21 protein-coding genes and 2 tRNA genes are annotated in these 25,370 nt (G+C 51.0%); 3 read left to right on the top strand and 20 right to left on the bottom strand.

Going from position 1 to position 25,370, the window contains the following annotated elements; all coding sequences use genetic code 11:
• Positions 1 to 4 precede the first annotated feature (4 nt).
• A complete protein-coding gene (locus tag ACYP03_RS08895) occupies positions 5 to 511 on the bottom strand; it encodes a GNAT family N-acetyltransferase (protein WP_248141311.1) in 507 nt (168 codons plus the stop codon).
• 522 nt (positions 512 to 1,033) lie between these two features.
• Here ACYP03_RS08895 and ACYP03_RS08890 point away from each other — a divergent pair.
• Positions 1,034 to 3,073 carry a putative bifunctional diguanylate cyclase/phosphodiesterase gene (locus ACYP03_RS08890; protein WP_248141715.1) on the top strand — a complete coding sequence of 680 codons (2,040 nt, stop codon included), beginning with the start codon at positions 1,034 to 1,036 and terminating at the stop codon, positions 3,071 to 3,073.
• A 16-nt stretch (positions 3,074 to 3,089) separates the two neighbouring features.
• Here ACYP03_RS08890 and ACYP03_RS08885 read toward each other — a convergent pair whose 3' ends face one another.
• Both ACYP03_RS08885 and ACYP03_RS08880 read right to left on the bottom strand, forming a co-directional pair.
• Positions 3,090 to 4,052, bottom strand: a complete 963-nt coding sequence (locus tag ACYP03_RS08885; RefSeq protein WP_248141312.1) for a LysR family transcriptional regulator — start codon at positions 4,050 to 4,052, stop codon at positions 3,090 to 3,092.
• Positions 4,053 to 4,176: 124 nt separating this feature from the next.
• Positions 4,177 to 5,784 carry an acyl CoA:acetate/3-ketoacid CoA transferase gene (locus tag ACYP03_RS08880; RefSeq protein ID WP_459779269.1) on the bottom strand — a complete coding sequence of 536 codons (1,608 nt, stop codon included), beginning with the start codon at positions 5,782 to 5,784 and terminating at the stop codon, positions 4,177 to 4,179.
• A 314-nt stretch (positions 5,785 to 6,098) separates the two neighbouring features.
• Between ACYP03_RS08880 and ACYP03_RS08875 the strand changes: the two genes are divergently transcribed.
• Positions 6,099 to 7,454, top strand: coding sequence for a GntP family permease (locus tag ACYP03_RS08875; protein ID WP_459779268.1), 1,356 nt, complete (start codon positions 6,099 to 6,101; stop codon positions 7,452 to 7,454).
• 77 nt (positions 7,455 to 7,531) lie between these two features.
• On the opposite strand, the gene ACYP03_RS08870 is transcribed toward ACYP03_RS08875, so the two are convergent.
• The 16 genes from ACYP03_RS08870 to rlmE form a co-directional block, all read right to left on the bottom strand.
• Positions 7,532 to 7,894 (bottom strand): hypothetical protein, encoded by a 363-nt coding sequence (locus tag ACYP03_RS08870; RefSeq protein ID WP_459779267.1) that lies wholly within the window; start codon positions 7,892 to 7,894, stop codon positions 7,532 to 7,534.
• A gap of 74 nt (positions 7,895 to 7,968) precedes the next feature.
• Positions 7,969 to 8,883 (bottom strand): lipoprotein NlpI, encoded by a 915-nt coding sequence (gene nlpI / locus ACYP03_RS08865; RefSeq protein WP_371929346.1) that lies wholly within the window; start codon positions 8,881 to 8,883, stop codon positions 7,969 to 7,971.
• 166 nt (positions 8,884 to 9,049) lie between these two features.
• Positions 9,050 to 11,161, bottom strand: coding sequence for a polyribonucleotide nucleotidyltransferase (pnp, locus tag ACYP03_RS08860; protein ID WP_248141316.1), 2,112 nt, complete (start codon positions 11,159 to 11,161; stop codon positions 9,050 to 9,052).
• Between the two features lie 333 nt (positions 11,162 to 11,494).
• On the bottom strand, positions 11,495 to 11,764 hold the full coding sequence (gene rpsO / locus ACYP03_RS08855) for a 30S ribosomal protein S15 (RefSeq protein WP_036751368.1): 270 nt from the start codon (positions 11,762 to 11,764) through the stop codon (positions 11,495 to 11,497).
• Between the two features lie 144 nt (positions 11,765 to 11,908).
• A complete protein-coding gene (gene truB / locus ACYP03_RS08850; RefSeq protein WP_459779266.1) occupies positions 11,909 to 12,856 on the bottom strand; it encodes a tRNA pseudouridine(55) synthase TruB in 948 nt (315 codons plus the stop codon).
• Positions 12,856 to 13,257 carry a 30S ribosome-binding factor RbfA gene (gene rbfA / locus ACYP03_RS08845; protein ID WP_036751364.1) on the bottom strand — a complete coding sequence of 134 codons (402 nt, stop codon included), beginning with the start codon at positions 13,255 to 13,257 and terminating at the stop codon, positions 12,856 to 12,858. The genes truB and rbfA overlap by 1 nt, the downstream gene beginning before the upstream one ends.
• Before the next feature lie 90 nt (positions 13,258 to 13,347).
• The gene (gene infB, locus ACYP03_RS08840) at positions 13,348 to 16,104 is read right to left on the bottom strand and encodes a translation initiation factor IF-2 (RefSeq protein ID WP_248141318.1); all 2,757 of its coding nucleotides are present in this window, start codon (positions 16,102 to 16,104) and stop codon (positions 13,348 to 13,350) included.
• 24 nt (positions 16,105 to 16,128) lie between these two features.
• Positions 16,129 to 17,616 carry a transcription termination factor NusA gene (gene nusA / locus ACYP03_RS08835; protein WP_248141319.1) on the bottom strand — a complete coding sequence of 496 codons (1,488 nt, stop codon included), beginning with the start codon at positions 17,614 to 17,616 and terminating at the stop codon, positions 16,129 to 16,131.
• A 22-nt stretch (positions 17,617 to 17,638) separates the two neighbouring features.
• Complete coding sequence (gene rimP, locus ACYP03_RS08830; RefSeq protein WP_248141320.1) at positions 17,639 to 18,094, bottom strand: ribosome maturation factor RimP; 456 nt, start codon at positions 18,092 to 18,094, stop codon at positions 17,639 to 17,641.
• Between the two features lie 263 nt (positions 18,095 to 18,357).
• Positions 18,358 to 18,434, bottom strand: a tRNA-Met gene (locus ACYP03_RS08825).
• A 60-nt stretch (positions 18,435 to 18,494) separates the two neighbouring features.
• Positions 18,495 to 18,579: transfer RNA gene (locus ACYP03_RS08820), tRNA-Leu, on the bottom strand.
• A gap of 11 nt (positions 18,580 to 18,590) precedes the next feature.
• Positions 18,591 to 18,926 (bottom strand): preprotein translocase subunit SecG, encoded by a 336-nt coding sequence (gene secG, locus ACYP03_RS08815; protein WP_248141321.1) that lies wholly within the window; start codon positions 18,924 to 18,926, stop codon positions 18,591 to 18,593.
• A gap of 224 nt (positions 18,927 to 19,150) precedes the next feature.
• Positions 19,151 to 20,488 (bottom strand): phosphoglucosamine mutase, encoded by a 1,338-nt coding sequence (gene glmM / locus ACYP03_RS08810; protein WP_330960536.1) that lies wholly within the window; start codon positions 20,486 to 20,488, stop codon positions 19,151 to 19,153.
• Between the two features lie 20 nt (positions 20,489 to 20,508).
• Positions 20,509 to 21,342, bottom strand: a complete 834-nt coding sequence (folP, locus tag ACYP03_RS08805; protein WP_459779265.1) for a dihydropteroate synthase — start codon at positions 21,340 to 21,342, stop codon at positions 20,509 to 20,511.
• 125 nt (positions 21,343 to 21,467) lie between these two features.
• On the bottom strand, positions 21,468 to 23,432 hold the full coding sequence (ftsH, locus tag ACYP03_RS08800) for an ATP-dependent zinc metalloprotease FtsH (RefSeq protein ID WP_459779264.1): 1,965 nt from the start codon (positions 23,430 to 23,432) through the stop codon (positions 21,468 to 21,470).
• Positions 23,433 to 23,482: 50 nt separating this feature from the next.
• Entirely contained in the window at positions 23,483 to 24,112 is a 630-nt protein-coding gene (gene rlmE, locus ACYP03_RS08795) for a 23S rRNA (uridine(2552)-2'-O)-methyltransferase RlmE (RefSeq protein ID WP_248141325.1), read from the bottom strand.
• Between the two features lie 179 nt (positions 24,113 to 24,291).
• Here rlmE and yhbY point away from each other — a divergent pair, with 179 nt between their 5' ends.
• Positions 24,292 to 24,588 (top strand): ribosome assembly RNA-binding protein YhbY, encoded by a 297-nt coding sequence (yhbY, locus tag ACYP03_RS08790; protein WP_248141326.1) that lies wholly within the window; start codon positions 24,292 to 24,294, stop codon positions 24,586 to 24,588.
• Positions 24,589 to 24,673: 85 nt separating this feature from the next.
• Here the strand turns inward: yhbY and greA are convergent, their stop codons facing one another.
• A complete protein-coding gene (gene greA, locus ACYP03_RS08785; RefSeq protein ID WP_248141327.1) occupies positions 24,674 to 25,147 on the bottom strand; it encodes a transcription elongation factor GreA in 474 nt (157 codons plus the stop codon).
• Positions 25,148 to 25,370 lie beyond the last annotated feature (223 nt).

The following is a 25,370-nucleotide window of genomic DNA, read 5'->3' as shown; positions in this document are numbered from 1 at the left end:
TTTCTTATGAAAACGCTGAAAAAGGTTCGCTGTAAGCCACCAGTCCCTGATGCCCGCTCAGCGAATCGGACAACAGTTCACGGACCATGAAAGACTCTTCCGGCACCGGCCAGCTGCAATGCAGCCCGTGTGTTGCCGCAGTCACGAAGCCAGCCTTGCGGTAATACTGACTGTCTCCCAGCACAACCACCACCGGATAGCCCAGCTCAGCCAGGATCTCTGTTGCTTCCTGCATCAGGGTCTGACCAATCCCCTGACCACGATACTCTTTCCTGACACACAAGGGTGCCAGTCCCTGCCAGCCATTATCCAGGCCATCGACAGTCACCGGACTGAAGAATATATGCCCGATCACTTCACCTTCGTCCGAGCTGGCCACCAGCGACAATGTTCTTTGTCCCTGTTCGCGCAACGCCATCACCAGGTCTGCTTCAGCCGGTGTTTCAAATACCTCTTTCAGTAAGGCATCAATGGTCAGAATGTCCGATGGCACTTCAGTTCGTATCAGCATAATCATCCTCAGAAAAACAGTCACCAGACTGTTTGCAGTCCATATTGTGCGGGCTGGTCTGAACGATAACAACCCCTTTCTTTACTGCGGCCATGAATCCCTCCGCGGTTCATCACTGGCATGAATGACTTTCGGCCCGGCCCCGGAATCAGCAGGACTGATCGCTCAATATTTGAACAAGCAAAATTTTGTTTTCCCTTTCACGGTCCCCAAAATCAGGAGAATTCATATGAAAATGACAAGAAAAGTTGACTTGATATATTTCAGGCCTGAAAGGTACAGCCAGAACAGTTCAACATATTTCTTATTCAAAACACAGTGTTAGCGATGAACACCGAAAAGGGCTTTGTCATAATTTTGTAACCAATGTCAATAAATCCATATTTTTTGTCCCATAACTCAAAGTTTTCTCACGAATGCATGAAATTTTGACAATTCGCTATTTTCTGACGTTATATTACGGGTACGACTTAGCCAGATAAGGGCATCCAGGGGATGTCAGCCGAAACAGATCATATCGCCATGCCGACTGAATTCATCAACAATTGGTTTTTTCAACTGACAGGCAATAGCCCGTTCCTGTTCGCCATTCTGGATAAGCAACACTGCTACACCGCCGTGAACCATCATTACAGCCAGTTAAGTGGCCTCAACCATGAAGAACTGGTGGGCTGCACCGACGCTGACATTCTGGGTCATGCTTTTTATGAAACGCTGAAACCCTATTATGAACGTGCTTTCAAAGGTGAGAGTGTCGAGGGTGATGTGATTTTGGATGAGCACCGCCACCACACCAGCCTGCACTTCAGCCTGTCGCCGCTGAGAACTGACACCGCAGAGATCACCCATGTCGTCTTACATGCCATAGACACCTCTGAACGTCTCCAGTTAGCCAATGCCGTCGCTGAACGGGAAGAGCAGTTCAACCAACTGTGCCGGCTCATGGCCGACGGCTGCCTGCTCATTGAAAAAAATCAGATCCTGTCTGCCAATGCTATTGCGGCACAATTACTGGGTTTTTCGTCCGCAGAAGCCATGATTGGCGAAGATCTCGGACAATTGCTGATCGACAGCCGTAACAACCGTCCTTTTGGCGAACAGCTGGCTGAATTAAGTAATGGCAAAACGTACCACTGTCTGACCAGCCCGCAATGCCAGACAGAAAATGCACTGACCCTCACACTGGGTGATGTTCAGCTGGTGGGCTCCCCTGCCAGCCTGGTCGTTCTGAAGCAACCGCATAAACAGCAGGTCCATCCGGATCAGGTCGAACAACTGATTCATACCGATCCGCTGACCGGACTCTACAACCGGCATGGATTCAGCCGGCGTCTGGAGCAGATGATCAACCGCCAGATCCCTCTGGTGATGCTGTATCTGGATATTGATAACTTTAAGAACATCAACGATTCCCTGGGCCACCATATCGGCGACCGCGTGCTTCAGGAAATCTCTCACCGCCTGCGCCAGCTGTTGCCAGAGAACGCCGTCATCGGCCACCTGGGAGGCGATGAATTCGGCATTCTGCTTCCGGAGCCGGTTCAGGCAGATATGGGCGAACAAGTTTCGAAGAAAATTATTGCGCTGGTCAATCAGCCCTTTGACCTGATGCACTTCAGCAAACATCTGGCCTGCTCCATCGGTATGGTGAATTATCCGGGGAATGGCAGCGATGCCCGTTTGCTGCTTCAGCATGCCGATACGGCCATGTATGAAGCCAAAAACCGCGGGCGGAATCGTCTGGTCACCTTTGATGAAACCATGAACAAAGAAGCCAGAATGCGCTTATGGCTGGAAATCGAGCTCCAGAAAGCCCTGCAGAACAAAGGGCTGGAAGTCTGGTATCAGCCGAAGGTCAGTGCTCGGGATTTCTCCATTCATGGCGCAGAAGCACTGGTCCGCTGGAAACATCCGATCGAAGGCTATATCAGCCCGGCCCAGTTTATTCCGGTTGCTGAACGCTCGGGGCTGATCGAGCAACTGGGCAAAGTGGTCATGCGCGAAGTCTTCACTACGGTTAAGCGATGGAAGAAACAAGGCCTGTTGCCTGGCCGGGTGGCCATCAACCTTTCACCGCAGCAGTTCGGGAATCCGAACCTGATCCAGTATGTTTCCGATTTGCAGCGCGCCACTGAAGTGAATCCGGACGATATCACCTTTGAACTGACTGAAAGTGCCATGATGGGTGAAAATGAGCACACCATCCAGATGCTGAACGCAATCAAAAAACTTGGGTTTGCATTATCAATTGATGATTTCGGTACGGGCTATTCCTCGCTGTCTTATCTGGCCCGCTTTCCGCTGGACGAGCTGAAAATCGACCGTGCTTTTATCAAAGATCTGGAAACCGTCCCGAAACAGCTGACCCTGATCGAAAACATCATCAACCTGGGTAAGTCTCTCAACATGTGTGTCGTGGCAGAAGGCGTTGAAACACGTCAGCAGGCCGCACTGCTGTCTAACCTGAACTGCGATTACATTCAGGGCTTCCATTTTTTCCGCCCGCTGCCAAAAAATGATTTAGAAACCATTCTGGTTAAAAATTTTCGCAGCCGGTACTGACAAAGCCCCGGCTCCCTTAACGTCCGTGATGGATTTCCTGTTGTGAGAGGATCTCCTCAGTCCGACGCAGCATGTATTCTTTGAATGCCTGACACCGGGCAGGCATCGGATGCCGGGGCCGAAAATACAGATTGATATCAAACTGGCTGGCGACAAAATCGGTCAGCAGCACCTGCAGTTCACCCGCATCCAGCCCCGCTTTGATCACTGAATGGGGCAGATAGGCAATTCCGGCACCGCGAATGGCCATATCACGCAATATTTCACTGTTATCGCATTCCAGCGCATCACTGATTGTCACCGCCCGGTTGATCCCATTCAGACGGAAATACCACCGGTTTCCGCCCACCAGCGAACTGGCATACAGGCACCGGTGCTCCCGCAACGCCTCGGGCTCCTCCGGCACTCCGCAGCGAGCCAGATACTGAGGGGATGCACAGGCATACAATGGCTCACTCAGCAACAACCGGCGAATGAGCAGGGAGTCTTTCTCTTCGGTTTCCCGGTTCGTTGCCTTGGCCCGGATAATAAAATCAACGTGAAGCGGATCAGTCTCACCGGCTTCAATGAATAACCGGAAATTCACCTGCGGATGCATTTCCATATATTCGGCTATGATTTCACGCAGATAGTAAGCCGCATACAGCGGCGTTGATGAAATCGTGATCACCCCACGCTGCTCGTCCGCCATACTGCCCACTTCAGAGCAAATGGTATCGATTTCAGGCAAGAGCGAAGAAAAGCGCCGGTACAGCATTTCCCCGGCATCCGTGGGAACCAGTTGCCGTGTGCTCCGTTTGATCAGTTCCACAGCCATCAGGCCTTCCAGTTCTTTGATCCACCGGCTGGCAGCGGCCGCCGATATTCCCCAGGCTTCAGCAGCCTCCCGAAACGAGCCATGCTGAATCACAGAACAGAAAAACACGATCTTATCTAACTGTTGCTGGCGAGGATTGATCCCGACCAGTTGCTGAGTCATAGCACATTCCTTATGGGTTGATAGATTTGTCTGGATATCCAGCTCAGACATTTAGCTATACCTAATGAAGGCTATCAATAATGCCTTTTGTCTTCTATATGCATCAACCCGATTATTACAACTTTCAGCTCGCTTCACAGTCTTGATTCACGGGACCACGATTCTGCCCCCCTGGCAGCCTGAATGTCGGTGAAAAAATATCCGCTGGCATCAGACACAAATCTGGGTCAATGATTGGCATAAACGACATCTTCGACAGAATATCCCTTTCCAAATCCATCCCGGGAGCAATTTCTTCCAGTACCAGCCCCTGAGGTTCCAGCCGGAATACAGCACGCTCCGTAATATACCGGACCGGTTGCTGTGTCTGCACTGCCCTGCGTGCCGAGAAAGTGATCTGTTCAACTTGCTCGACAAATTTGATCTGGCTGCCTTCGCGGCAGATATGCAGCTGACCGTCACGGACTTCAACCTCCAGCCCGCCCGCCGTAAAAGTTCCGCAGAAATACACAGACTTCGCATGCTGGCTGATATTAATAAATCCGCCGCAACCCGGCAGCCGGTCACCGAAACGGGACACATTAATGTCGCCCATCGCTGAACATTGTGCCAATCCCAGAAACGCCTGATCGATACCGCCGCCATCATAAAAATCAAACATCTGGTCCTGAGTGATGATCGCCTGAGGATGAAGGCTGGCCCCGAAATCCAGACCACTGGCCGGCAGCCCCCCAATCGCGCCCGGTTCTACCGTCAGCGTCAGACGGTCCAGCAATCCCTGCTCCCCGGCGACCACCGCTATATACTCCGGCACGCCAATCCCGAGATTCAGCACAGAGTCCGGTGCCAGTAACATCGCCGCCCGACGGGCAATCAATGTTTTGGCATCCGGATCAGACGCTACAGCCATCGGTGCTGTCTCATGTTGTTCCCGAACCGTTGCCCGCCCCACGAATGCCGGGTTAAATTGGGTGGCAAATGTCTGCATATGCTCTGACTCTTCATTGCAAAGCACCACCGCATCAACAAAGATGCCCGGAATTTTGATGGCGTGCGGATCCAGAGTCCCGGCCGGCACAATGCGTTTAACCTGAACAATCACCTGTCCACCCTGATTTCTGGCCGCCTGAGCGGTCGCCAGGTTCTCCGCAATCAGACACTCGTCTTCCATGGTGATATTGCCGTCGGTATCTGCTGTCGTCCCGCGCAAAATAGCAACATCAACCGTTAAACGCTGATAGAACAGATATTCTTCCCCGCCCAGTTCTACCAGCGACACCAGATCTTCCCGGGTAATCGCATTGATTTTTCCGCCTTCCAGACGCGGATCGATGTAGGTCCCCAGACCGGTTGTGGTCAGCGTGCCGGGTTTACCCGCAGCTGTATCCCGCAGCAAATGAGAAATAACACCCTGAGGCAAATTGTAAGCTTCAATTTCATTTTGCAGGGCCAGTCTTTGCAACCCGGGCACTAATCCCCAGTGTCCTCCGATAACCCGTTTCACCAGTCCGGGAATCGCCAGGTGATCTGCGGCCCGGCCTGCACCATCTCCCTGCCCCGCAGCAAAGAGCAGCGTCAGGTCGCTGGGTGACTGTTCGCGTTCAAAGCGCCGTCCTAATGCTTTGATAATAGATTCCGGCACCACAGAGCCGATGAACCCTCCCAGCATCACTGACTGCCCGTCCTTGATCCAGGCTGCTGCCTGTTCCGCCGTTAGTTGGGTGACTGCCATCTGCAACTTCCTTTCTACATGCAAGTATTAAAAAGTGTATGAATCCCGCCTCAAAGCTTGAATAGCCAGAGATGAAATTGTGTTTTTCAAAAGTGCTCCGCACATGCAATAATAGCATGCTAACATATTGATATTATTAAAAATTAGTTTTATCAGTTAACGCTATGGGCGCTATTGTCACCCCCAATAGCATGATAGCGCTCTCACTTTCATTGAAGTCAGGCTGTCCGTCCAGAAACCCGGTATTTCTTTTCATGACCGGGCCATCTAGGATGTTAACGGTCTGTTACATATCAACAATACGGAGAGAAAATATGGATGTTGCCGTGATATTACTCACCCTGGTCGGGCTGATGTATTTTGCCTATCGAGGTGTCTCTGTCCTGGTGCTCGCCCCCGTCCTGGCGATGGCAGCCGCGCTGCTGACCAGTGACTTCCCTTTTTTGTATGCCCTGTCGAATGTGTTCATGCCGGCTGCGGCAAACTACATCAAGCTCTACTTCCCGATCTTCATTGCCGGTGCCATCTTCGGTAAGCTGATGGGCGCATCGGGCGCCGCACGCACGCTGTCCCGCTCCATCATTCAGTATCTGGGCACCAGACATGCGATCCTGTCCGTTGTCCTTGCGACCGCACTGCTGACCTACGGCGGCGTGTCACTCTTTGTCGTGGTGTTTGCCATGTATCCGATTGGTGCCGCCACCTTCCGGGCAGCCGGGATCCCCAAACGTCTTCTGCCTGCCGCCATTACCTTAGGTGCCTTCACTTTTACCATGACGGCCTTACCGGGTTCGCCCCAGTACCTCAACACCATGCCGACAATTCCTTTCGGCACGACAATTTATGCGGCACCGTTACTGGGATTACTGGCCGGTACCATGATGCTGGTTCTGGGTGTGCTCTGGATTAAATACCGGGCACAAAAAGCAATTCTTGCAGGGGAAGGTTATGGTGAACATGAAGACAACGGAAAAGATGCCGAAGACAATACCCCCACTCCCAGTTTTCTGATGGCACTGATCCCGATTTTGCTGGTGTTTGCGATCAACTTCGTGCTCACAAACATTTACTTCAAATCTCCGACGATCATTGCTGAGTATGAAGCACTGGATACCCGTGTGAACGGTACCTGGTCGGTCATTCTGGCGCTGGTGATTGCCATCGTTTTCATGCTGGTTGCTTACCGTCGCTATCTGTTCGAAGCCAATAAACATATCTTTGATGGTTCAGTCGGCTCACTGCTTCCTATCTTCAATACAGCATCCGAAGTTGGTTATGGTGCCGTGATCACCGCCCTGACGGCCTTCGTCGCCATTAAAGCGGGAATTGCCGCAATTGATATTCCGGATCTGTTCAAGGTCGCGATTACCTCTACCAGTCTGGCCGGAATCATCGGCTCATCATCTGGCGGAACCGGTATGGTTCTGGCAATGCTGGGGAACGATTTCCTGAATACCGGCATTAACCCTGAAGTGCTGCATCGGGTGGTTCTGTTAGCAGCAGGCGGTCTGGACACGCTGCCACACTGTGGCGCTGTCATCACGCTGCTGGCAGTATGCCGCCTGACACACAGACAAAGTTACGGTGATATTGCTGTGGTCACCATGGCGATTCCGCTCATGGCTGCATTCACTGTCATTGTTGTACATCTCAGCACCGGTCTGGTCTGATTCCGTCGCAGCAACGGACTGAAATCAACCCGACGAAAAAAAACGCCCCGGGAAATCCCGGGACGTTTTTTCATTTGTTATTCGCTGGTACAGGGTTGGATGTAGATAGCATCCGACGGAAACCTGCCATCCTGACTGGGATGTTGCCGGTGCAGGCGGCATAAGTCCTGATAAATACTGATGGCCGTCACCGTAAATTGTTCCGACTGCCAGGTATCACCTTCTTCTTTGATTTGTATTTCCAGTTTCTGTCCCTGAGCCACATGCTCGGGCAAACGGATATCATACGTATGACTGAATGCCAGTAACCAGTAATCATCTATGGTGACCAGCCGCCCTTCACCCGGTGTCGTGACAGCACGAACATAATCCAGTTGCTGCCCGGCTGCCGTTGGCCAGGCACATAGACTGGCCAAAACTAAAACGGTCATTCTCTTCACGACAGCCCCCGTATTGCACCCTGATCTTACTATAGCGGCTGCAAAGGGGATGCCATTCTTAACTCAGCGACAGATCAGAGTTCTTCTTCCTCTGAAGAAACACGCTCCGTCTGTCCCTGCAACGCTGCCAGCAAGCGGTTTAATTCCAGAGAAGAAAAACGGTGCTCAACAAACTCGTAGACATTTCCCGACAGAGCCAGTTTGTACAACTGAACGGCTTCCGCATATTGTTTATTGTGCTGATATCGCTTCGCCATATAAAAATAGCTTTCAGTTAAACGCTCAGCCATTTGCTCATTGGTTTCACTGTTTTTCACAATGTCGTCGAGTAGTTGCTGCTCTGTCTCGCCATCCATCAGTACACTGGCAATGTTCCAGCCCCAGTCTTCACGCTCTGCGCGATCAAACCGGCTCTTCAGGTTCTGTTTCGCTTTCTCGGGCTCAGTTTCCAGCTCAACCATATAAAGCCAGATAGAACGATAGGGATCGTTGGGATCCTGTTGGTAGTGTGCAATCAGATCCTGCCTTGCTAACTGAAACCGGCCACCATAATACAGTGCGATACCACGGTTTCGCTGCGCGAACGGATGACTGACGTCCAGCTCCAGCGCTGAATCAAAGGCTTCATAAGCCGCGTCAAAATGTGCACTCTGGGTAAAATACACACCGAGGATATTAAAAATATCTGGCTGTGCGGGATACAACGACAGAGACTGGTTGAAGTCGAGTCTGGCCAGATCGCGTAAGCCGATGCCGTCATGCAACAGGCCGCGCTCATAAAAAATCTGTGAACGGGTCTCGTCATCCAGATCACTGCGTCCCAACAGTTGATCGATTCGAGCCAGCTGAATCTGTTGCTGTATGGTTGGCTGCAGCGGTACCGCAATCAACGGCTGCTCCCAGCTGGAGTAAGTATTCGTGGAACACCCGCCCAGCATGATAGCCATCGCGATGGCTGCGTACTTAAACCTCTTTGCAAACAATGCCATTCTCCCTAACCTACCCGTGTAAACCTTGTGTCCTCTCATCGCAATCTGATGAGGCAAAGCTAACCGTTCAGGTAACTGTTCAGTGTCTGTACATTCATTGGTATAAAAAAGGGGCTGTCACAGCCCCTTTTTACTTCTCGGTCAAGATACGTGAAAACCTGAGGGTTTACGCGTCTTCACCCGCGGCTGGAGCCTGCTCGGCCTGAGCTTCTTTCATGCTCAGACGGATACGGCCCTGGCGATCGATTTCCAGTACTTTCACCTGGACTTCCTGACCCATTTGCAGATAGTCAGAAACCTTCTCAACACGCTCCTGAGCGATTTGAGAAATGTGAACCAGGCCTTCTTTGCTGCCGATGACAGAAACAAATGCACCAAAATCAACGATTCGCACTACTTTACCAGTATAGATGCGACCAACTTCAACGTCAGCGGTGATTTCTTCAATGCGGCGGATTGCTTCTTTCGCAGCAGTCCCCTCAGTTGCAGCAATCTTCACTGTACCGTCATCTTCGATCTCAATGGTTGTACCAGTTTCTTCAGTCAGCTGACGGATCACCGCACCACCTTTACCGATAACATCTTTGATCTTCTCTGGGTTGATCTTCATCGTATGAATACGCGGTGCAAACTGAGAAATATCATCACGTGCAGTGCTGATCGCCTGATCCATCACGCCCAGGATGTGCATACGCGCACCTTTGGCCTGATTCAGAGCAATCTGCATGATCTCTTTGGTGATACCTTCGATTTTGATATCCATCTGCAGTGCAGTAATACCGTCGTTAGTACCCGCAACTTTGAAGTCCATGTCACCCAGGTGGTCTTCATCACCCAGAATGTCAGACAGAACCACGAAGTCTTCGCCTTCTTTCACCAGACCCATTGCGATACCTGCAACAGACGCCTTGATTGGTACACCGGCATCCATCAGTGCCAGAGACGTACCACAGACAGAAGCCATGGAAGAAGAACCGTTCGATTCCGTGATTTCAGAAACCACACGAACCGTGTACGGGAACTCATCAACGGTTGGCATAACTGCCTGAATACCGCGCTTCGCCAGACGGCCGTGGCCGATTTCACGACGCTTCGGTGAACCGACAAAGCCAGTTTCACCCACACAGTATGGAGGGAAGTTGTAGTGCAGCAGGAAGTGCTCTTTACGCTCACCGGTCAGCTCATCCAGGATCTGCGCATCACGCTGAGTACCCAGCGTTGCTGTAACCAGCGCCTGAGTTTCACCACGGGTAAACAGAGATGAACCGTGAGTACGTGGCAGCACGCCAGTACGTACGTCCAGTGCACGAACCATGTCTTTCTCACGACCGTCGATACGTGGGTTACCCGCAATGATACGGCCACGAACCACGTTCTTCTCCAGAGAGCCCAGCATGTCGCGGATTTCACGCTCTTCCAGCGTTTCATCTTCAGCCAGCAGAGCCGCAACAACGTCAGACTTGATTGCACCGACTTTCTCGTAACGCGCCATCTTTTCAGTGATCTGGTACGCTTCTGTCAGCAGTGCTTCAGCTTTTTCTGCAACACGTGCTTTCAGTGCTGTATTTTCTTCAGGAGCAACCCAATTCCATGCTGGCGTTGCAACTTCAGCGGCAAATTCGTTGATCGCATTGATCACCGTTTGTTGCTGGTCATGACCGAAGACAACAGCTTGCAGCATCTGCTCTTCAGTCAGACGGTCAGCTTCAGATTCAACCATCAGAACTGCGCTTTCAGTACCGGCAACAACCAGATCCAGACGGCTTTCAGCCAGTTCTTTATTGCTTGGGTTCAGAACCAGCTGGTCATTGATGTAACCCACACGGGCTGCACCAATCGGGCCATTGAACGGAATACCAGAAATCGCCAGAGCAGCAGAAGTACCGATCATGGTCACGATGTCAGGGTTCACATCCGGGTTCACAGAAACCACAGTCGCAATCACCTGAACTTCATTTTTGAATGCATCAGGGAACAGCGGGCGAATTGGACGGTCAACCAGACGGGCAGTCAGCGTTTCATTTTCAGAAGGACGGCCTTCACGCTTGAAGAAACCACCCGGAATTTTACCGGCAGCGTAGGTACGCTCCTGATAGTTTACAGTCAGAGGGAAAAAGTCCTGACCTTCGACAGCTTCTTTCTTACCAACAACTGAAACGAAGACAGAAGTATCATCCATGCTGGCCATCACAGCAGCAGTCGCCTGACGCGCCATGACTCCGGTTTCCAGTGTGACGGTGTGGTTACCGTACTGGAAGGTTTTTACGATAGGATTCACGTGAATTTCCTTAAAATATTGATCTGCTTTTTCTATTTGCGCCAGTAAGTATATCTGACACAGCAAAAAGCGTCATGTGAAGAGGGGTACTTTCAGGCCAGAATATCTTCCGGTTCTCAGAAAGATAAACTTCCTGTGCTGACCATTCACGCATCGCGACTAATGACAAAAGCCGGCATCGCCAGCTTCTCTCAATAGCCGCGACCTCAAGGTCGACGAAAACGACTCGTGAATTACAAAAAGCACCATCAGTTTACAAAGAACACCCCGGCCAATCTGACCAGAGCATACTAAAAAGAAAGGAGCCAGTTGGCTCCTTTCTCTCAAGCAATCTTAGCGACGCAGACCCAGACGCTCGATCAGGGTGTGGTAACGACCCAGATCTTTGCCTTTCAGGTAGTCCAGCAGCTTACGACGGCGAGAAACCATACGCAGCAGACCACGACGGCTGTGGTGGTCACCTTTGTGCTCACTGAAGTGGCCTTGCAGGTGGTTGATTTGTGCAGTCAGCAGTGCAACCTGAACTTCAGGAGAACCAGTGTCGTTTGCGCCTTGCGCGTATTCAGCAACGATAGCTGCTTTAGTTTCTGCATTCAGAGACATAACTCATTCCTAATACAAAAAGGTTAAATTTGCGCCAGCCAATCTCTGATTCAGCCGACGCCCGAGCCGCGAATTATACGCACCCGCCAGACAGGCCGCAAGCGGAATCTTCCCGCGGGTCTGCCTGACCGTGCTGAACGCGTATTAGTCTTTCGGTTTGTTCGCCAGAACCCGCTTCGGTGCAACCATATTATCTGCATCGATTTCACCGATACCGATAAAATCACGTTGCTCACCTGCTGTCAGCCGAACCAGCGTACCGGTTTCCGGTACACGCCCCGCCTGCACCGGCTGACCATTCAGCACATAACTGGCGACGCCCGGCAGCAAGTTTACTTCAGGCAAATCCTGAACCGCACTATCCGTCGGCAGCAACAGTGGATCCAGCAACTCTTTCGGCTGAATCTCCTGCGACTGGGCTTCTTCAAGCAGCGCTTCAAGCTGCTCAAGTGTTACCATTTTCTCCAGCGGATATTTAGACACCCCGATACGACGCAGGTAAGTGACATGCGCGCCACAGCCAAGCATTTCACCCAGATCATCAACAATCGTCCGGATGTAAGTCCCTTTGGAGCAATGCACTTCCATCTCAACTTCGTTGTCACTGAAGCGCAGCAGGCTGATTTCATACACGGTAATGTCACGGGCTTCACGCGGTACTTCTTTCCCTTCACGGGCATATTCGTACAGCGGGCGTCCCTGATATTTCAGGGCTGAAAACATGGACGGGATCTGCTTGGTCGTGCCACGAAACTTCGCAATGCAACGCTCAAGCTGGCCGCGGTCCACTTTCACCTCACGGGTTTCGACAACCTCACCATCCGAATCGGAGGTGTTGGTCCGCTCACCGAGTTTGGCAATCACACGGTAACGCTTGTCAGAATCCAGCAGGAACTGGGAAAACTTGGTCGCTTCCCCCAGACAAATCGGCAACATGCCCGTCGCCAGTGGATCCAGCGCACCGGTATGGCCTGCTTTTTCCGCAAAGAAAATGCGTTTTACTTTTTGCAGCGCGTCATTGGAAGTAATACCGCCGGGTTTATCCAGCAGCAGTACCCCATCAACCGGACGCCCTTTACGACGACGAGCCATCAGTTGCCCTCACCTTCATCCTCAGGTTCATCACCACGGCGTGCTTCATCATCTCGTACAACCTGGCTGACCAGGTTAGAAATGCGCATGCCTTCCGTCAGAGACTGATCGAAAATAAAGTTCAGCTCTGGCGTAACACGCAAACGGATTTGCTTGCCCAGTAACGAACGGATGTAAGGTGCCATTTCGCGCAAGGCTTCCAGGCTACCTTCCGGAGTCTGCTCACCCACGGTCAGGAAAGTGACATAGACTTTGGCGTAACCCATATCCCGGGAAACTTCCACGCTGGAAATGGTCGCCATGCCCAGACGCGGGTCTTTAATTTCGCGTTGCAGAATCACAGCCAGCTCTTTTTGCAGCTGCTGAGCAACACGTTGTGTACGGCTGAATTCTTTCGCCATTTGATTCTCTCTCTAAACGTCGGCTGCTATCTCGACACAAAGGGGAGCCGAAGCTCCCCTGTATTCGTGTCAGGTTCACGAGCAACCTGATTAATCCAGTGTACGCTGGATTTCGATGATTTCGTAAACTTCGATCTGGTCACCAACGCGAACATCATTATAGTTCTTCACGCCGATACCACATTCGTAGCCATTCTTCACTTCTTGTACGTCATCTTTAAAGCGACGCAGCGATTCCAGTTCACCTTCGTAGATAACCACGTTGTCACGCAGGACGCGGATTGGGTTGCTACGCTTGATCACACCTTCTGTGACCATACAGCCGGCAATCGCACCCAGCTTCGGTGACTTGAACACGTCACGTACTTCAGCCAGACCAATGATTTCCTGCTTGAACTCAGGAGACAGCATACCGCCCATTGCGGCTTTCACTTCATCAATCAGCTGATAGATGATGGAGTAGTAACGCAGATCCAGGTTCTCGTTTTCAATCGTCTTACGTGCAGATGCATCCGCACGGACGTTGAAGCCCAGAATGATTGCGTTCGATGCTGCAGCCAGTACTGCATCTGTCTCGGTGATACCACCAACACCGGAACCTACGATGTTCACTTTCACTTCGTCAGTTGACAGCTTACGCAGAGAGTCGGCAATCGCTTCCACAGAACCCTGTACGTCTGCTTTCAGAACGACGTTCAGTTCAGCCACTTCACCGGCAGTCATGTTCGAGAACATGTTTTCCAGTTTCGCTTTCTGCTGGCGGGCCAGTTTCACTTCACGGAATTTACCCTGACGGTACAGTGCAACTTCACGGGCTTTACGCTCGTCACGAACGACAGTCGCTTCGTCACCAGAAGAAGGCACACCAGACAGACCCAGGATTTCTACCGGGATAGACGGGCCAGCTTCTTCGATTTCACGACCCAGTTCGTCACGCATTGCACGAACACGACCGTATTCCAGACCACACAGAACGATGTCGCCCTTACGCAGCGTACCTTCCTGAACCAGAACCGTTGCAACCGGGCCACGGCCTTTATCCAGACGTGATTCAACAACCACACCTTTCGCCATACCTTCAGAAACAGCTTCCAGTTCCAGAACTTCAGCTTGCAGCAGAATGGCTTCCAGCAGACCGTCGATGTTGGTTCCCTGCTTCGCAGAAATATGAACGAACATGTTCTCGCCACCCCATTCTTCAGGGATAACGTCATACTGAGCCAGCTCGTTCTTCACGTTGTCTGGGTTCGCGTCTTCTTTATCGATCTTGTTCACAGCAACGATCAGCGGTACACCTGCAGCTTTCGCGTGCTGGATCGCTTCGATCGTCTGTGGCATCACGCCATCATCCGCTGCAACAACCAGAATCACGATATCCGTTGCCTGAGCACCACGTGCACGCATCGCAGTAAACGCGGCGTGTCCCGGAGTATCCAGGAAGGTGATCATACCGTTGTCTGTTTCAACGTGGTAAGCACCAATGTGCTGGGTAATACCACCAGCTTCGCCCGCTGCAACGTGTGCTTTACGGATGTAGTCCAGCGTCGAGGTTTTACCGTGGTCAACGTGGCCCATGATGGTTACAACCGGCGCACGTGGTACGGCAGTCAGGTTTTCATCACGATCAGACAGTACCGCTTCTTCCAGCTCGTTTTCTTTGCGCAGAATAACTTTGTGGCCCATCTCTTCCGCAACCAGCTGAGCAGTTTCCTGATCAATCACCTGGTTAATGGTTGCCATTGCACCCAGTTTCATCATCACTTTGATGACTTCAGCGGCCTTCACTGACATTTTGTTTGCCAGTTCAGAAACGATGATGGTCTCGCCAATCACAACATCTTGCTTCGCTACAGTTGCGGTTTTATCGAAACCATGACGCATGGATGTTGGCTTGCTCAGCTGCTGCTTGCCGCGGCCACGCTGATTACGGCCGCCACGTGCCGCCATTGGACGTTCGCGCGTCTCGCGCTCTTCGCTCTTAGGACCAGCAGCCTTTTTCTTCTTGTTACGGCGGCGAGTTGCTTCCTCGCGACGGTCTTGTTCATCTTCCGCCGCACGGGCATAGGTGGAAGTGGTCGTGTGGTAGTCTTCTCGTTCCATATCACCTGCATCCTGGCCTTTTTCAGACCAGTTTTTCTCATTCATTTCTGCCATTTTGCGTGCCTCTTCTAGCTGACGCTCACTTGCTTCTTCGGCTTTACGCTTGGCTTCCTCTTCCCGGCGACGTTGCAGTGCCTCAGCTTCTTTCTTAGCTTCCAGCTCAGCGGCGGCGCGTTTTGCTTTGTCTTCAGCTTGACGCTTTTCATCAGCTTCGCGTTGGCTTGCATCCACTGCTGCACCCTGCTCAGACTGTTCTTCCAACTGCTTTGCTTTCTCTTCCGCTAAGCGCTTCTCTTCTGCCAAGCGCTTCTCTTCAGCTTCACGCTTGGCTTCAGCCTCGCGCTTCACCTGCTCTTCTGCATCACGTTTCGCTGCTTCTTCCGCAGCACGTTTTGCAGCCTCTTCAGCCTGACGTGCTTCTTCCGCACGTTGCTCTTCTTCAAGGGCAGAGCGTTTTACATAGGTGCGCTTTTTGCGCACCTCAACTTGGATGTTTTTACTCTTGCCGCCAGAACCCGACACACTCAGGGTGCTGCGGGTCTTACGTTGCAGAGTCAGGCGGGTCGGCGCCTCGTCAGTGTTACCACCGTGCTCTTTCTTCAGGTGGGTCAACAGAGACTCTTTTTCCTGTTGGTTGACACTGTCTTCAGCTTTCTTGCTGATACCAGCATCGGCAAACTGTTGAAGCAACCGATCAATCGGGGTACCGATTTCTTCGGCAAGTGCCTTAACTGTAACCTCTGACATGCTGCTCCTCCCTTGCTAATTGAATTATGCTTCGTCGCTGAACCAGCAGATATTACGGGCAGCCATGATCAGTTCACCCGCTCTGGTCTCGTCCAGGCCTTCGATATCCAGTAGATCATCCGTCCCCTGGTCGGCCAGATCTTCCAGCGTACTAATACCCTTCGCAGCCAGTTTGAACGCCAGCTCGCGCTCCATACCGTCCAGGTTCAGCAGATCTTCAGCAGGCTCAACACCGTCAAAAGACTCTTCCTGCGCAAGGGCAATCGTGGTCAGGGCTTCTTTGGCACGATTACGCAGCTCATTCACTGTGTCTTCATCCAGATCTTCGATAGACATCAGTTCCTGAACCGGCACATAGGCCACTTCTTCAAGGCTGGTAAAGCCTTCTTCTACCAGAACAACAGCGAAATCTTCATCGATGTCCAGGTATTTCACAAACAATTCGATAGATGCCTGCGCTTCAGCCTGATGCTTGTTCTGCAGGTCTTCAACCGTCATCACGTTCAGTTCCCAGCCAGTCAGTACAGACGCCAGACGCACGTTCTGACCGCTGCGGCCAATTGCCTGAGCCAGGTTGTCTTTCTCAACCGCGATGTCCATGGTGTGGTTGTCTTCATCCACAATGATGGAGCTGACTTCAGCAGGGGCCATCGCATTGATGACGTACTGTGCAGGGTTTTCGTCCCACAGCACGATATCGATACGCTCGCCGCCCAGTTCACCGGAAACCGCCTGAACACGTGCACCACGCATCCCAACACAAGCACCGACAGGGTCAATACGCTTGTCGTTCGTCTTCACGGCAATCTTGGCACGAGAACCCGGATCGCGGGCAGCACCCATCAGTTCGATCATCTCTTCACCGATTTCCGGTACTTCGATGCGGAACAGTTCTGACAGCATTTCAGGCTTAGAACGGGTCATGAACAGCTGGAAGCCACGCGCTTCAGGGCGCACAGCATACAACAGACCACGGACGCGGTCACCTGGACGGAAGTTTTCACGCGGCAGCTGGTCTTCACGCAGGATGACTGCTTCAGCATTGTTACCCAGATCAACGATCACGGCATCACGGTTCACTTTCTTCACGACACCCGTGATCAGCTCGCCTTCATTGTCGATAAACTGTTCAACAATTTGCGCACGCTCAGCTTCACGAACTTTCTGGACGATGACCTGCTTCGCCGTTTGAGTCGTGATACGGTCGAATGTCACAGACTCGATCTGCTCTTCAACAAAGTCACCCAGCTCGATGCTCTCGTCATCATACTGAGCAGCTTCCAGAGTGATTTCCAGCGTCGGTGCAGTCACTTCTTCAACGGCTTTCCAGCGACGGAAAGTTTCGAAGTCGCCCGTTTTGCGATCGATTGCAACGCGTACGTCAATTTCCGCTTCGTATTTTTTCTTTGTCGCTGTTGCCAGTGCGATCTCCAGTGCTTCGAAGATACGCTCGCGCGGAACAGCTTTCTCGTTGGATACCGCTTCAACGACAGCCAAGATTTCTTTGTTCATTTCTAATGCCCCAATTTAGCGGTCAGAATTTTGGAACCAGGTTGGCTTTCGCAATATTGCTCAGCGCAAAGGTTTCTTCATCGCCATTCACGTTCAACGTGACCAGCTCACCGTCAACGGCAACAATGTCACCTTTCCACTTACGGCGATTATTCATCGCCATTTTCAGGACCAGGCTGACCTCGTGGCCAATAAACTGTTGATAATGTTCCGCTTTAAACAGCGGACGCTCCAAACCAGGGGACGAAACCTCTAGGTTATAGGCAACAGTGATCGGATCTTCAACGTCCATCACTGCACTGATCTGACGGCTCACATCGGCACAATCATCGACTGTGATGCCGTTTTCGTGGTCAATGAACACACGTAGTGTCGAATGTTCACCCGCACGGATAAACTCCAGACCCACCAATTCATAGCCCAAAGCTGTCACTGGCGACTCAAGCAGTTCGGTTAATTGCATTTCTAAAGCGGTCAAGACAACCCCCTGGAAACAAAAAAAGGGCATTGAAGCCCAGTAGATACCTGAATGGTCATGTTTCAGATAATAAAAAACCCCGAATTACGGGGTTTATTATCTCTGGACCCTGATAGCTTAAACCTCTGAAGATTCAAGCAGAAAAACGAAAGCGATTCAGTTCCAGGAATCGTCGCTTTTCAAAACTCGGAGGCGGAACCGAGTTCAATCAACCCGGTAAATCCACTGATAACTAAGAGTATACACTCAATTATCGTCCAAGTTGGTTGCGGGGGCCGGATTTGAACCGACGACCTTCGGGTTATGAGCCCGACGAGCTACCAAGCTGCTCCACCCCGCGTCCGTAATTCTGAGGGCGATTATATCCCTCACTTGTTACTCTTTCAAGTAACTGAATCAATGGTGCCGAGAAGGGGACTTGAACCCCTACACCTTGCGGCACTAGCACCTCATGCTAGCGTGTCTACCAATTTCACCATCTCGGCAAATCTGTCTATTACTGAGGAATATCGCTGTTTACAGGCGCTTTCTCAGTTTTTTCAACAGGTTGTTCTTGCTGTGCTGGGGCACTTAAGTTTTCCCAGCCACTTGTTGTATCCGCTTTTTTCGAGCTCATGTTGCCCAGAATCAAGCTGATAACAAAAAATACGGTTGCAAAAATTGCAGTCATTCGGGTCAGAAAGTTTCCAGAGCCGCTGGCACCAAACAGTGTTCCTGATGCACCAGCCCCAAATGAGGCTCCCATATCTGCGCCTTTACCTTGTTGAACCAGAACCAGGCCAATTACACCAAGCGCAGCCAACAGATAAATCACAAGTAGAATTTCGTACATGGGTTCCACCTATGTTCCATATTGTTGTGCCGGCTATGCGATAGCAGTGCCAGCGCACCCCTTCGTCAGGAGCGAGGGAATACTAGCGAATGCCGACATGTGTGACAAGTGATTTTTCCAAGAATGTAGCAATTGATGAATTGCTTGGGCAAGAAATAATCAGTTTTACAGTCCAGGACTCCGGCTCAGCCTCTGCAGGCCGGAATCCCTTTCAGAGCAGCATCTTAGCAGTTGTCTTTCACTGCCTGTGCAATCGCCAGTGCAGATTCGCGCACCAGCGCATCGTCTTCACCTTCAACCATCACTCGGATCAACGGCTCAGTACCTGATTTACGCAGCAGAACCCGGCCACGTTCACCCAGCTTGGCTTCAGCAGCTTTTTGAGCGGCAAGTACCACATCAGATTCCAGCGGGTTGGTCTCTCCTGAGAACCGGACATTCTCCAGTACCTGCGGGAACATTGTCAGACCTTCACACAGTTGTTTCAGCGACTGCTGGCTGCTGACCATCGCTTCCATGACCTGCAATCCGGCCACAATACCATCACCCGTCGTTACCTTATCCAGTACAATGACATGGCCAGAGTTCTCTGCACCGATATTCCAGTTGTTCTTGATCAGCTCTTCCATCACATAACGGTCGCCGACTTTCGCACGAACAAACGGAATTTCCAGCGATTTTAACGCCAGCTCCATGCCCAGGTTGGTCATCAGGGTACCAACCACGCCGCCTTTCAATTCACCACGACGCTGCGCGTGACGGGCAATAATGTAGGCAATCTGATCACCGTCAACTTTGTTGCCTTCACCATCGACCATGATGACACGGTCACCGTCGCCATCCAGCGCAATCCCGAAATGAGCTTTTTCCTCAACCACTTTCGCCTGCAACGCACGGACATCCGTCGCACCAACTTCAGCGTTAATGTTGATCCCGTCAGGTGCACAACCAATCGTTACAACTTCTGCGCCCAGTTCACGGAAGACATTCGGGGCAATGTGATACGTTGCTCCATGCGCACAGTCCACAATAATTTTGTAGCCCGCAAGGCTCAGGTGTGAAGGGAACGTTCCTTTACAGAACTCGATGTAACGACCGGCAGCGTCGTTGATTCGCGTTGCTTTCCCCAAATTGGCTGATTCAACGCACACCAGTTCTTTATCCAGTTCCGCTTCAATTGCAGCTTCAACTTCATCTGGCAGTTTCGTGCCTTCAGAAGAGAAAAACTTAATCCCATTATCATAATAAGGGTTGTGTGATGCAGAAATGACAATACCGGCTTCTGCACGAAAAGTGCGCGTCAGATAAGCTACCGCCGGGGTTGGCATCGGACCGGTAAATGCAGCCTGTAATCCGGCAGCCGCCAAACCCGCTTCCAACGCTGATTCCAGCATATAACCTGAAATCCGGGTGTCTTTACCAATAATCACTTTTTTTGTGCCTTGCTGAGACAGCACCCGTCCGGCAGCCCAGCCCAGTTTCAGTACAAACTCAGGGGTGATCGGTGACTGGCCAACACGGCCACGGACACCGTCGGTGCCGAAATATTTACGTTCAGCCATGAAAAATAGCTCCTAGCTCTTTATTTTGCCTGTTCCAGCGTCATGCGACAGATCGCCAGTACATCCTGCGTTTCACGCGTATCATGAACCCGAATAATCTGAGCTCCCTTCATTGCGGCAATGGATGCACAAGCCAAGCTCCCGGACAACGCTTCTGCAGGCGATTTATTTAATTGTTTACAGATCATGGACTTTCTGGACATCCCAACCAGCAGTGGTAATCCAAACCGGTGAAATTTTTCCAAATGTGCCAGTAACTGATAGTTATGTTCCAGGCTTTTACCAAAGCCAAATCCCGGATCCAAGATCAGCTGTTCGCGATGGATACCAGCCGCTTCGCAGGCCTGAATTCGCTCTGCAAGAAAATCTTCCACATCTGCGAACAGATCATCATAGTGTGGTTGCTGCTGCATTGTACGCGGTTGCCCCTGCATATGCATTAAGCAAATTGGTACCCCTGCTTTCGCTGCAGCTGCCATGGCACCAGGCTCACGCAGTGCACGGATATCATTGAGCAGATCAGCGCCCGCTTTTACCGACTCCGTCATCACTTCAGCTTTACTGGTATCGACTGAGATCCAGCAATCAAAACGCTGACGGATGGCTTCTACTACAGGCACCACACGTTCGAGCTCTTCCTGCACAGAAACTTCAGCAGCTCCCGGACGCGTCGATTCACCCCCAATATCAATAAAACTGGTTCCGACTGCCAGCATCTCTTCCACATGACGCAGTGCACTGTCTAATTGATTAAACTGGCCACCATCAGAAAAAGAATCCGGCGTGAAGTTCAGTATACCCATGGTATGCGGGTAAGAAAGATCCAGTATTTTCTCTTTGCTTTTCAGTAACAAGGTTCATCACTCCTGATAGAATAAGCCCGGCGGCAACAGCACGGGCTCACAGATTTCCATAGACATTGTGGCGCAGAAACAAAAAACCCCGAGTTACCCCGGGGTTTTGGACTCACCGTCAGACATTATGCCTGCGGTTTATCATTTTCTTCACTGTGATGCGGCTGTACCTGCTCAGGTTTCTCAGCTGGTTTGTCAGCATCTTTAGAGTCAACACTTGCTGGTTTCTCGCTTTCCAGCGTATCAGCTTTCAGTGTGTCGTCTTTATCACCCCAGCCTTTTGGCGCACGAATCTCAGACTTACGTCCCATCAGATCATCCAGCTGGCCTGCATCAATGGTTTCATATTTCATCAATGCATCTTTCATTGAATGAAGAATATCCATGTTGCCGACCAGAATCTCTCTGGCACGCTCATAGTTGCGATCGATAATGGCACGCACTTCTTCATCAATGGCACGTGCCGTATCATCAGACATGTGCTTGGTCTTGGTCACAGAACGACCCAGGAAAACTTCGCCTTCATCTTCTGCATACAGCAGCGGACCCAGTTTTTCTGAGAAGCCCCACTGCGTCACCATCTTACGTGCAATGTCTGTTGCCCGCTCGATATCGTTTGACGCACCCGTTGACACTTTCTCTACCCCGTAGATCAGTTCTTCGGCAAGACGGCCACCGTACAGGCTGGAAATCATAGACTCCAGATATTCTTTCGAGTGGCTGACACGATCCTGCTCAGGCAGGTACATGGTCACACCCAACGCACGGCCGCGCGGAATGATCGATACCTTATAAACCGGGTCATGATCCGGAACCAGACGACCAATAATGGCATGACCTGCTTCATGGTAAGCCGTTGATTCTTTCTGTTCTTCAGACATCACCATCGATTTACGCTCTGCGCCCATCATGATTTTGTCTTTCGCCAGTTCGAATTCCACCATTGATACTGTACGTTTGTTACCACGTGCAGCAAACAATGCAGCTTCGTTCACCAGGTTTGCCAGATCAGCACCAGAGAAGCCAGGTGTACCACGGGCAATCAGAGACGGCTCAACATCACCATCCAGTGGCACTTTACGCATATGCACTTTCAGGATTTGCTCACGGCCACGGACATCCGGGAGACCCACAACGACCTGGCGGTCAAAACGGCCAGGACGCAACAGTGCCGGGTCCAGAACATCAGGACGGTTCGTTGCAGCGATCACGATGATACCTTCGTGGCCTTCGAAACCATCCATTTCAACCAGCATCTGGTTCAGGGTCTGTTCACGTTCATCGTGACCACCACCCACACCGGCACCACGCTGACGGCCTACGGCATCAATCTCATCGATGAAGATAATACAAGGCGCCGCTTTCTTCGCCTGATCAAACATGTCACGGACACGGGATGCACCCACACCGACAAACATTTCAACGAAGTCAGAACCGGAGATGGTAAAGAAAGGCACTTTCGCTTCACCAGCGATGGCTTTCGCCAACAGGGTTTTACCTGTACCCGGAGGACCAACCATCAGAACACCAGTCGGAATTTTACCGCCCAGTTTCTGGAAACGACTTGGATCACGCAGGTAATCGACCAGCTCTTTCACGTCTTCTTTGGCTTCATCACAGCCAGCAACGTCGTTGAAGGTCGTTTTAATTTGATCTTCACTCATCATGCGCGCTTTGGATTTACCGAACGACATGGCGCCTTTGCCACCGCCGCCCTGCATCTGGCGCATAAAGAATATCCATACCCCGATCAGCAACAGCATCGGGAACCATGAAATAAAGATAGAAGCCAGCAGACTTGGTTCTTCCGGTGGTGTCCCAACCACTTTCACATTTGCATTGATCAAGTCGTCCAGCAATTTCTGGTCGTTCAGGACAGGCAAGTAAGTCACATAACGGGTGTTATCACGCTTGAACACCGTGATCTCACGATCATTGAATCGTACTTCCCTAATCTGATCCTGACCGATTTCCCGGACAAAAGTCGTATAGTCGACTTGACGGCCAGCACTATCTCCCGGACCGAAGCTCTGAAAAACAGACATCAGCACCACGGCGATGACTAACCACAAAATCAAGTTTTTTGCCATGTCACTCAAGGTGTTAACCTCGCGATAACTTTAAAGATGAATGTAGAGTACTACAGTTTATAACCTGTAGCCACAATATAGACTTCCCGGGAACGATCCCTGGATGAGTCTGGTTTACGGATTTTGACCACCTTGAACATACTGCGCACTTCGGCCAGATACTGATCAAAGCCCTCTCCCTGAAAGACTTTTACTGCAAAGCTTCCATTCGGTGCAAGTACCTGCCTGCACATATCTAATGCTAGTTCAACAAGATACATTGCTCTAGGTTGATCCGAGGCTAGGTTTCCGCTCATGTTGGGGGCCATATCAGACAGGACAACATCAACCATATCCGGCTGAATCCGCTCAAGTAACGCATCCAGCACTGCTTCTTCACGGAAGTCACCCTGCAGGAAACTGACCCCGGGTAAGGAGTCCATCGGCAGGATATCACAGGCAATCACCTGCCCGGTATCTCCGACGACGTCAGCTGCGTACTGTGACCAACCACCAGGGGCAGCACCCAGGTCAACCACAGTCATTCCCGGTTTTAACAACTTATCTTTGTTCTGGATTTCCTCCAGTTTAAAAATAGCTCGGGAGCGAAAGCCCTTCTTTTGAGCTTCCAGGACATACTTATCATCAAAATGTTCTTTCAGCCAGCGTCCGGAGCTGGCTGAATGTTTCTTTTTACTCATGCATTACCCAATGCGATTACACTCAGCGACCGATAGTTCCCGTTCTGGTTCCGCTGTACTACTTTTACTGTGGCCCAGAGTTGGCAGGAACACCAGCGTAACGAAACAACGTTAGTCATATTGACTAGATGGCGTTAGAATACCCTGTTTTCAACCCTTGTTATAGATATTGAGTCACCATGAATCTAAGCACCAAACAGAAGCAATACCTCAAAGGCCTTGCTCACAGCCTGAAGCCAGTTGTCCTGATGGGGGCAAACGGCCTGACTGAAGCCGTGCTGTCAGAAATCGAACTGGCCCTGGGCCATCACGAGCTGATCAAAGTCAAAGTTGCTGCTGAAGAACGTGAAACCAAGCAACTGATCATCGAAGCGATTGTTCGTGAAACTCAGGCGGAAAAAGTACAGGTCATCGGTAATATTCTGGTGCTGTACCGTCAGTCTGAAGATCGTAAAATCGAACTTCCGCGCAAATAAAAAAGGCCGCCAATGCGGCCTTTTTTATCACTCAAGGCCCGGTAACTGTTACATTTCTTAACAATAAACCTGCCGGCCCTGCTCCTTAAATGTACTCGACCTTCTCGATCTCGAACTCTTTATTGCCGCCTGGGGTCACAATACTGACTTCGTCGCCTTCCTGTTTGCCGATTAAGCCACGGGCAATTGGTGAATTCACAGAAATCAGACCACGTTTAATATTGGCTTCGTCATCACCAACGATACAGTAAGTCACTTCCTCATCTGTATTGACGTCAAACAGAGTTACGGTCGCGCCAAAAATGACTTTACCGTGGTTTGTCATCTTGGTGACATCAATCACCTGAGCCACAGACAGTTTATATTCGATATCACGAATCTGGGCTTCGCAGATCCCCTGCTCTTCTCGAGCAGCATGGTATTCAGCATTTTCTTTCAGATCGCCCAGCTCACGAGCTTCAGCGATGGCCTCAGAAATCAGTGGACGACGTTTCATCAAGGCGTCCAGCTCTTGACGCAGCTGCTGTTCGCCGCGGACTGTCATTGGGATCTTTTCCATAAAATTATCTACCTCGAAACGCCAGAAAAGCGGGATTGCTTTTCGGACAAAAAAAAGCCAGCCCAGCACAAGTCTGGGCTAACACATGAATAGAAGAAACTGCTTTTCTGCCTCACAAGATACCTAATACTCTGCCCCGGATGCAACCTCTGTATCGCGGTTCTGGCGAAGACTTCGTAAAAGTCACTTTTTCTGTGTCGCGCTCGGCACAACAAGCCTGAAT

The sequence above is a fragment of the Photobacterium sp. R1 genome (assembly GCF_054600795.1).
Note: the sequence above shows the minus strand (reverse complement) of the source record. Positions and strands in the feature narration are given on the sequence as shown.

Coding starts and splice junctions, on each gene's coding strand:
- ACYP03_RS08895 (WP_248141311.1), bottom strand. CDS start 511: ATGCTGATACGAACTGAAGTGCCATCGGACATTCTGACCATTGATGCC.
- ACYP03_RS08890 (WP_248141715.1), top strand. CDS start 1,034: ATGCCGACTGAATTCATCAACAATTGGTTTTTTCAACTGACAGGCAAT.
- ACYP03_RS08885 (WP_248141312.1), bottom strand. CDS start 4,052: ATGACTCAGCAACTGGTCGGGATCAATCCTCGCCAGCAACAGTTAGAT.
- ACYP03_RS08880 (WP_459779269.1), bottom strand. CDS start 5,784: ATGGCAGTCACCCAACTAACGGCGGAACAGGCAGCAGCCTGGATCAAG.
- ACYP03_RS08875 (WP_459779268.1), top strand. CDS start 6,099: ATGGATGTTGCCGTGATATTACTCACCCTGGTCGGGCTGATGTATTTT.
- nlpI (WP_371929346.1), bottom strand. CDS start 8,883: ATGGCATTGTTTGCAAAGAGGTTTAAGTACGCAGCCATCGCGATGGCT.
- rpsO (WP_036751368.1), bottom strand. CDS start 11,764: ATGTCTCTGAATGCAGAAACTAAAGCAGCTATCGTTGCTGAATACGCG.
- truB (WP_459779266.1), bottom strand. CDS start 12,856: ATGGCTCGTCGTCGTAAAGGGCGTCCGGTTGATGGGGTACTGCTGCTG.
- rbfA (WP_036751364.1), bottom strand. CDS start 13,257: ATGGCGAAAGAATTCAGCCGTACACAACGTGTTGCTCAGCAGCTGCAA.
- infB (WP_248141318.1), bottom strand. CDS start 16,104: ATGTCAGAGGTTACAGTTAAGGCACTTGCCGAAGAAATCGGTACCCCG.
- nusA (WP_248141319.1), bottom strand. CDS start 17,616: ATGAACAAAGAAATCTTGGCTGTCGTTGAAGCGGTATCCAACGAGAAA.
- secG (WP_248141321.1), bottom strand. CDS start 18,926: ATGTACGAAATTCTACTTGTGATTTATCTGTTGGCTGCGCTTGGTGTA.
- glmM (WP_330960536.1), bottom strand. CDS start 20,488: ATGGCTGAACGTAAATATTTCGGCACCGACGGTGTCCGTGGCCGTGTT.
- ftsH (WP_459779264.1), bottom strand. CDS start 23,432: ATGGCAAAAAACTTGATTTTGTGGTTAGTCATCGCCGTGGTGCTGATG.
- rlmE (WP_248141325.1), bottom strand. CDS start 24,112: ATGAGTAAAAAGAAACATTCAGCCAGCTCCGGACGCTGGCTGAAAGAA.
- yhbY (WP_248141326.1), top strand. CDS start 24,292: ATGAATCTAAGCACCAAACAGAAGCAATACCTCAAAGGCCTTGCTCAC.
- greA (WP_248141327.1), bottom strand. CDS start 25,147: ATGGAAAAGATCCCAATGACAGTCCGCGGCGAACAGCAGCTGCGTCAA.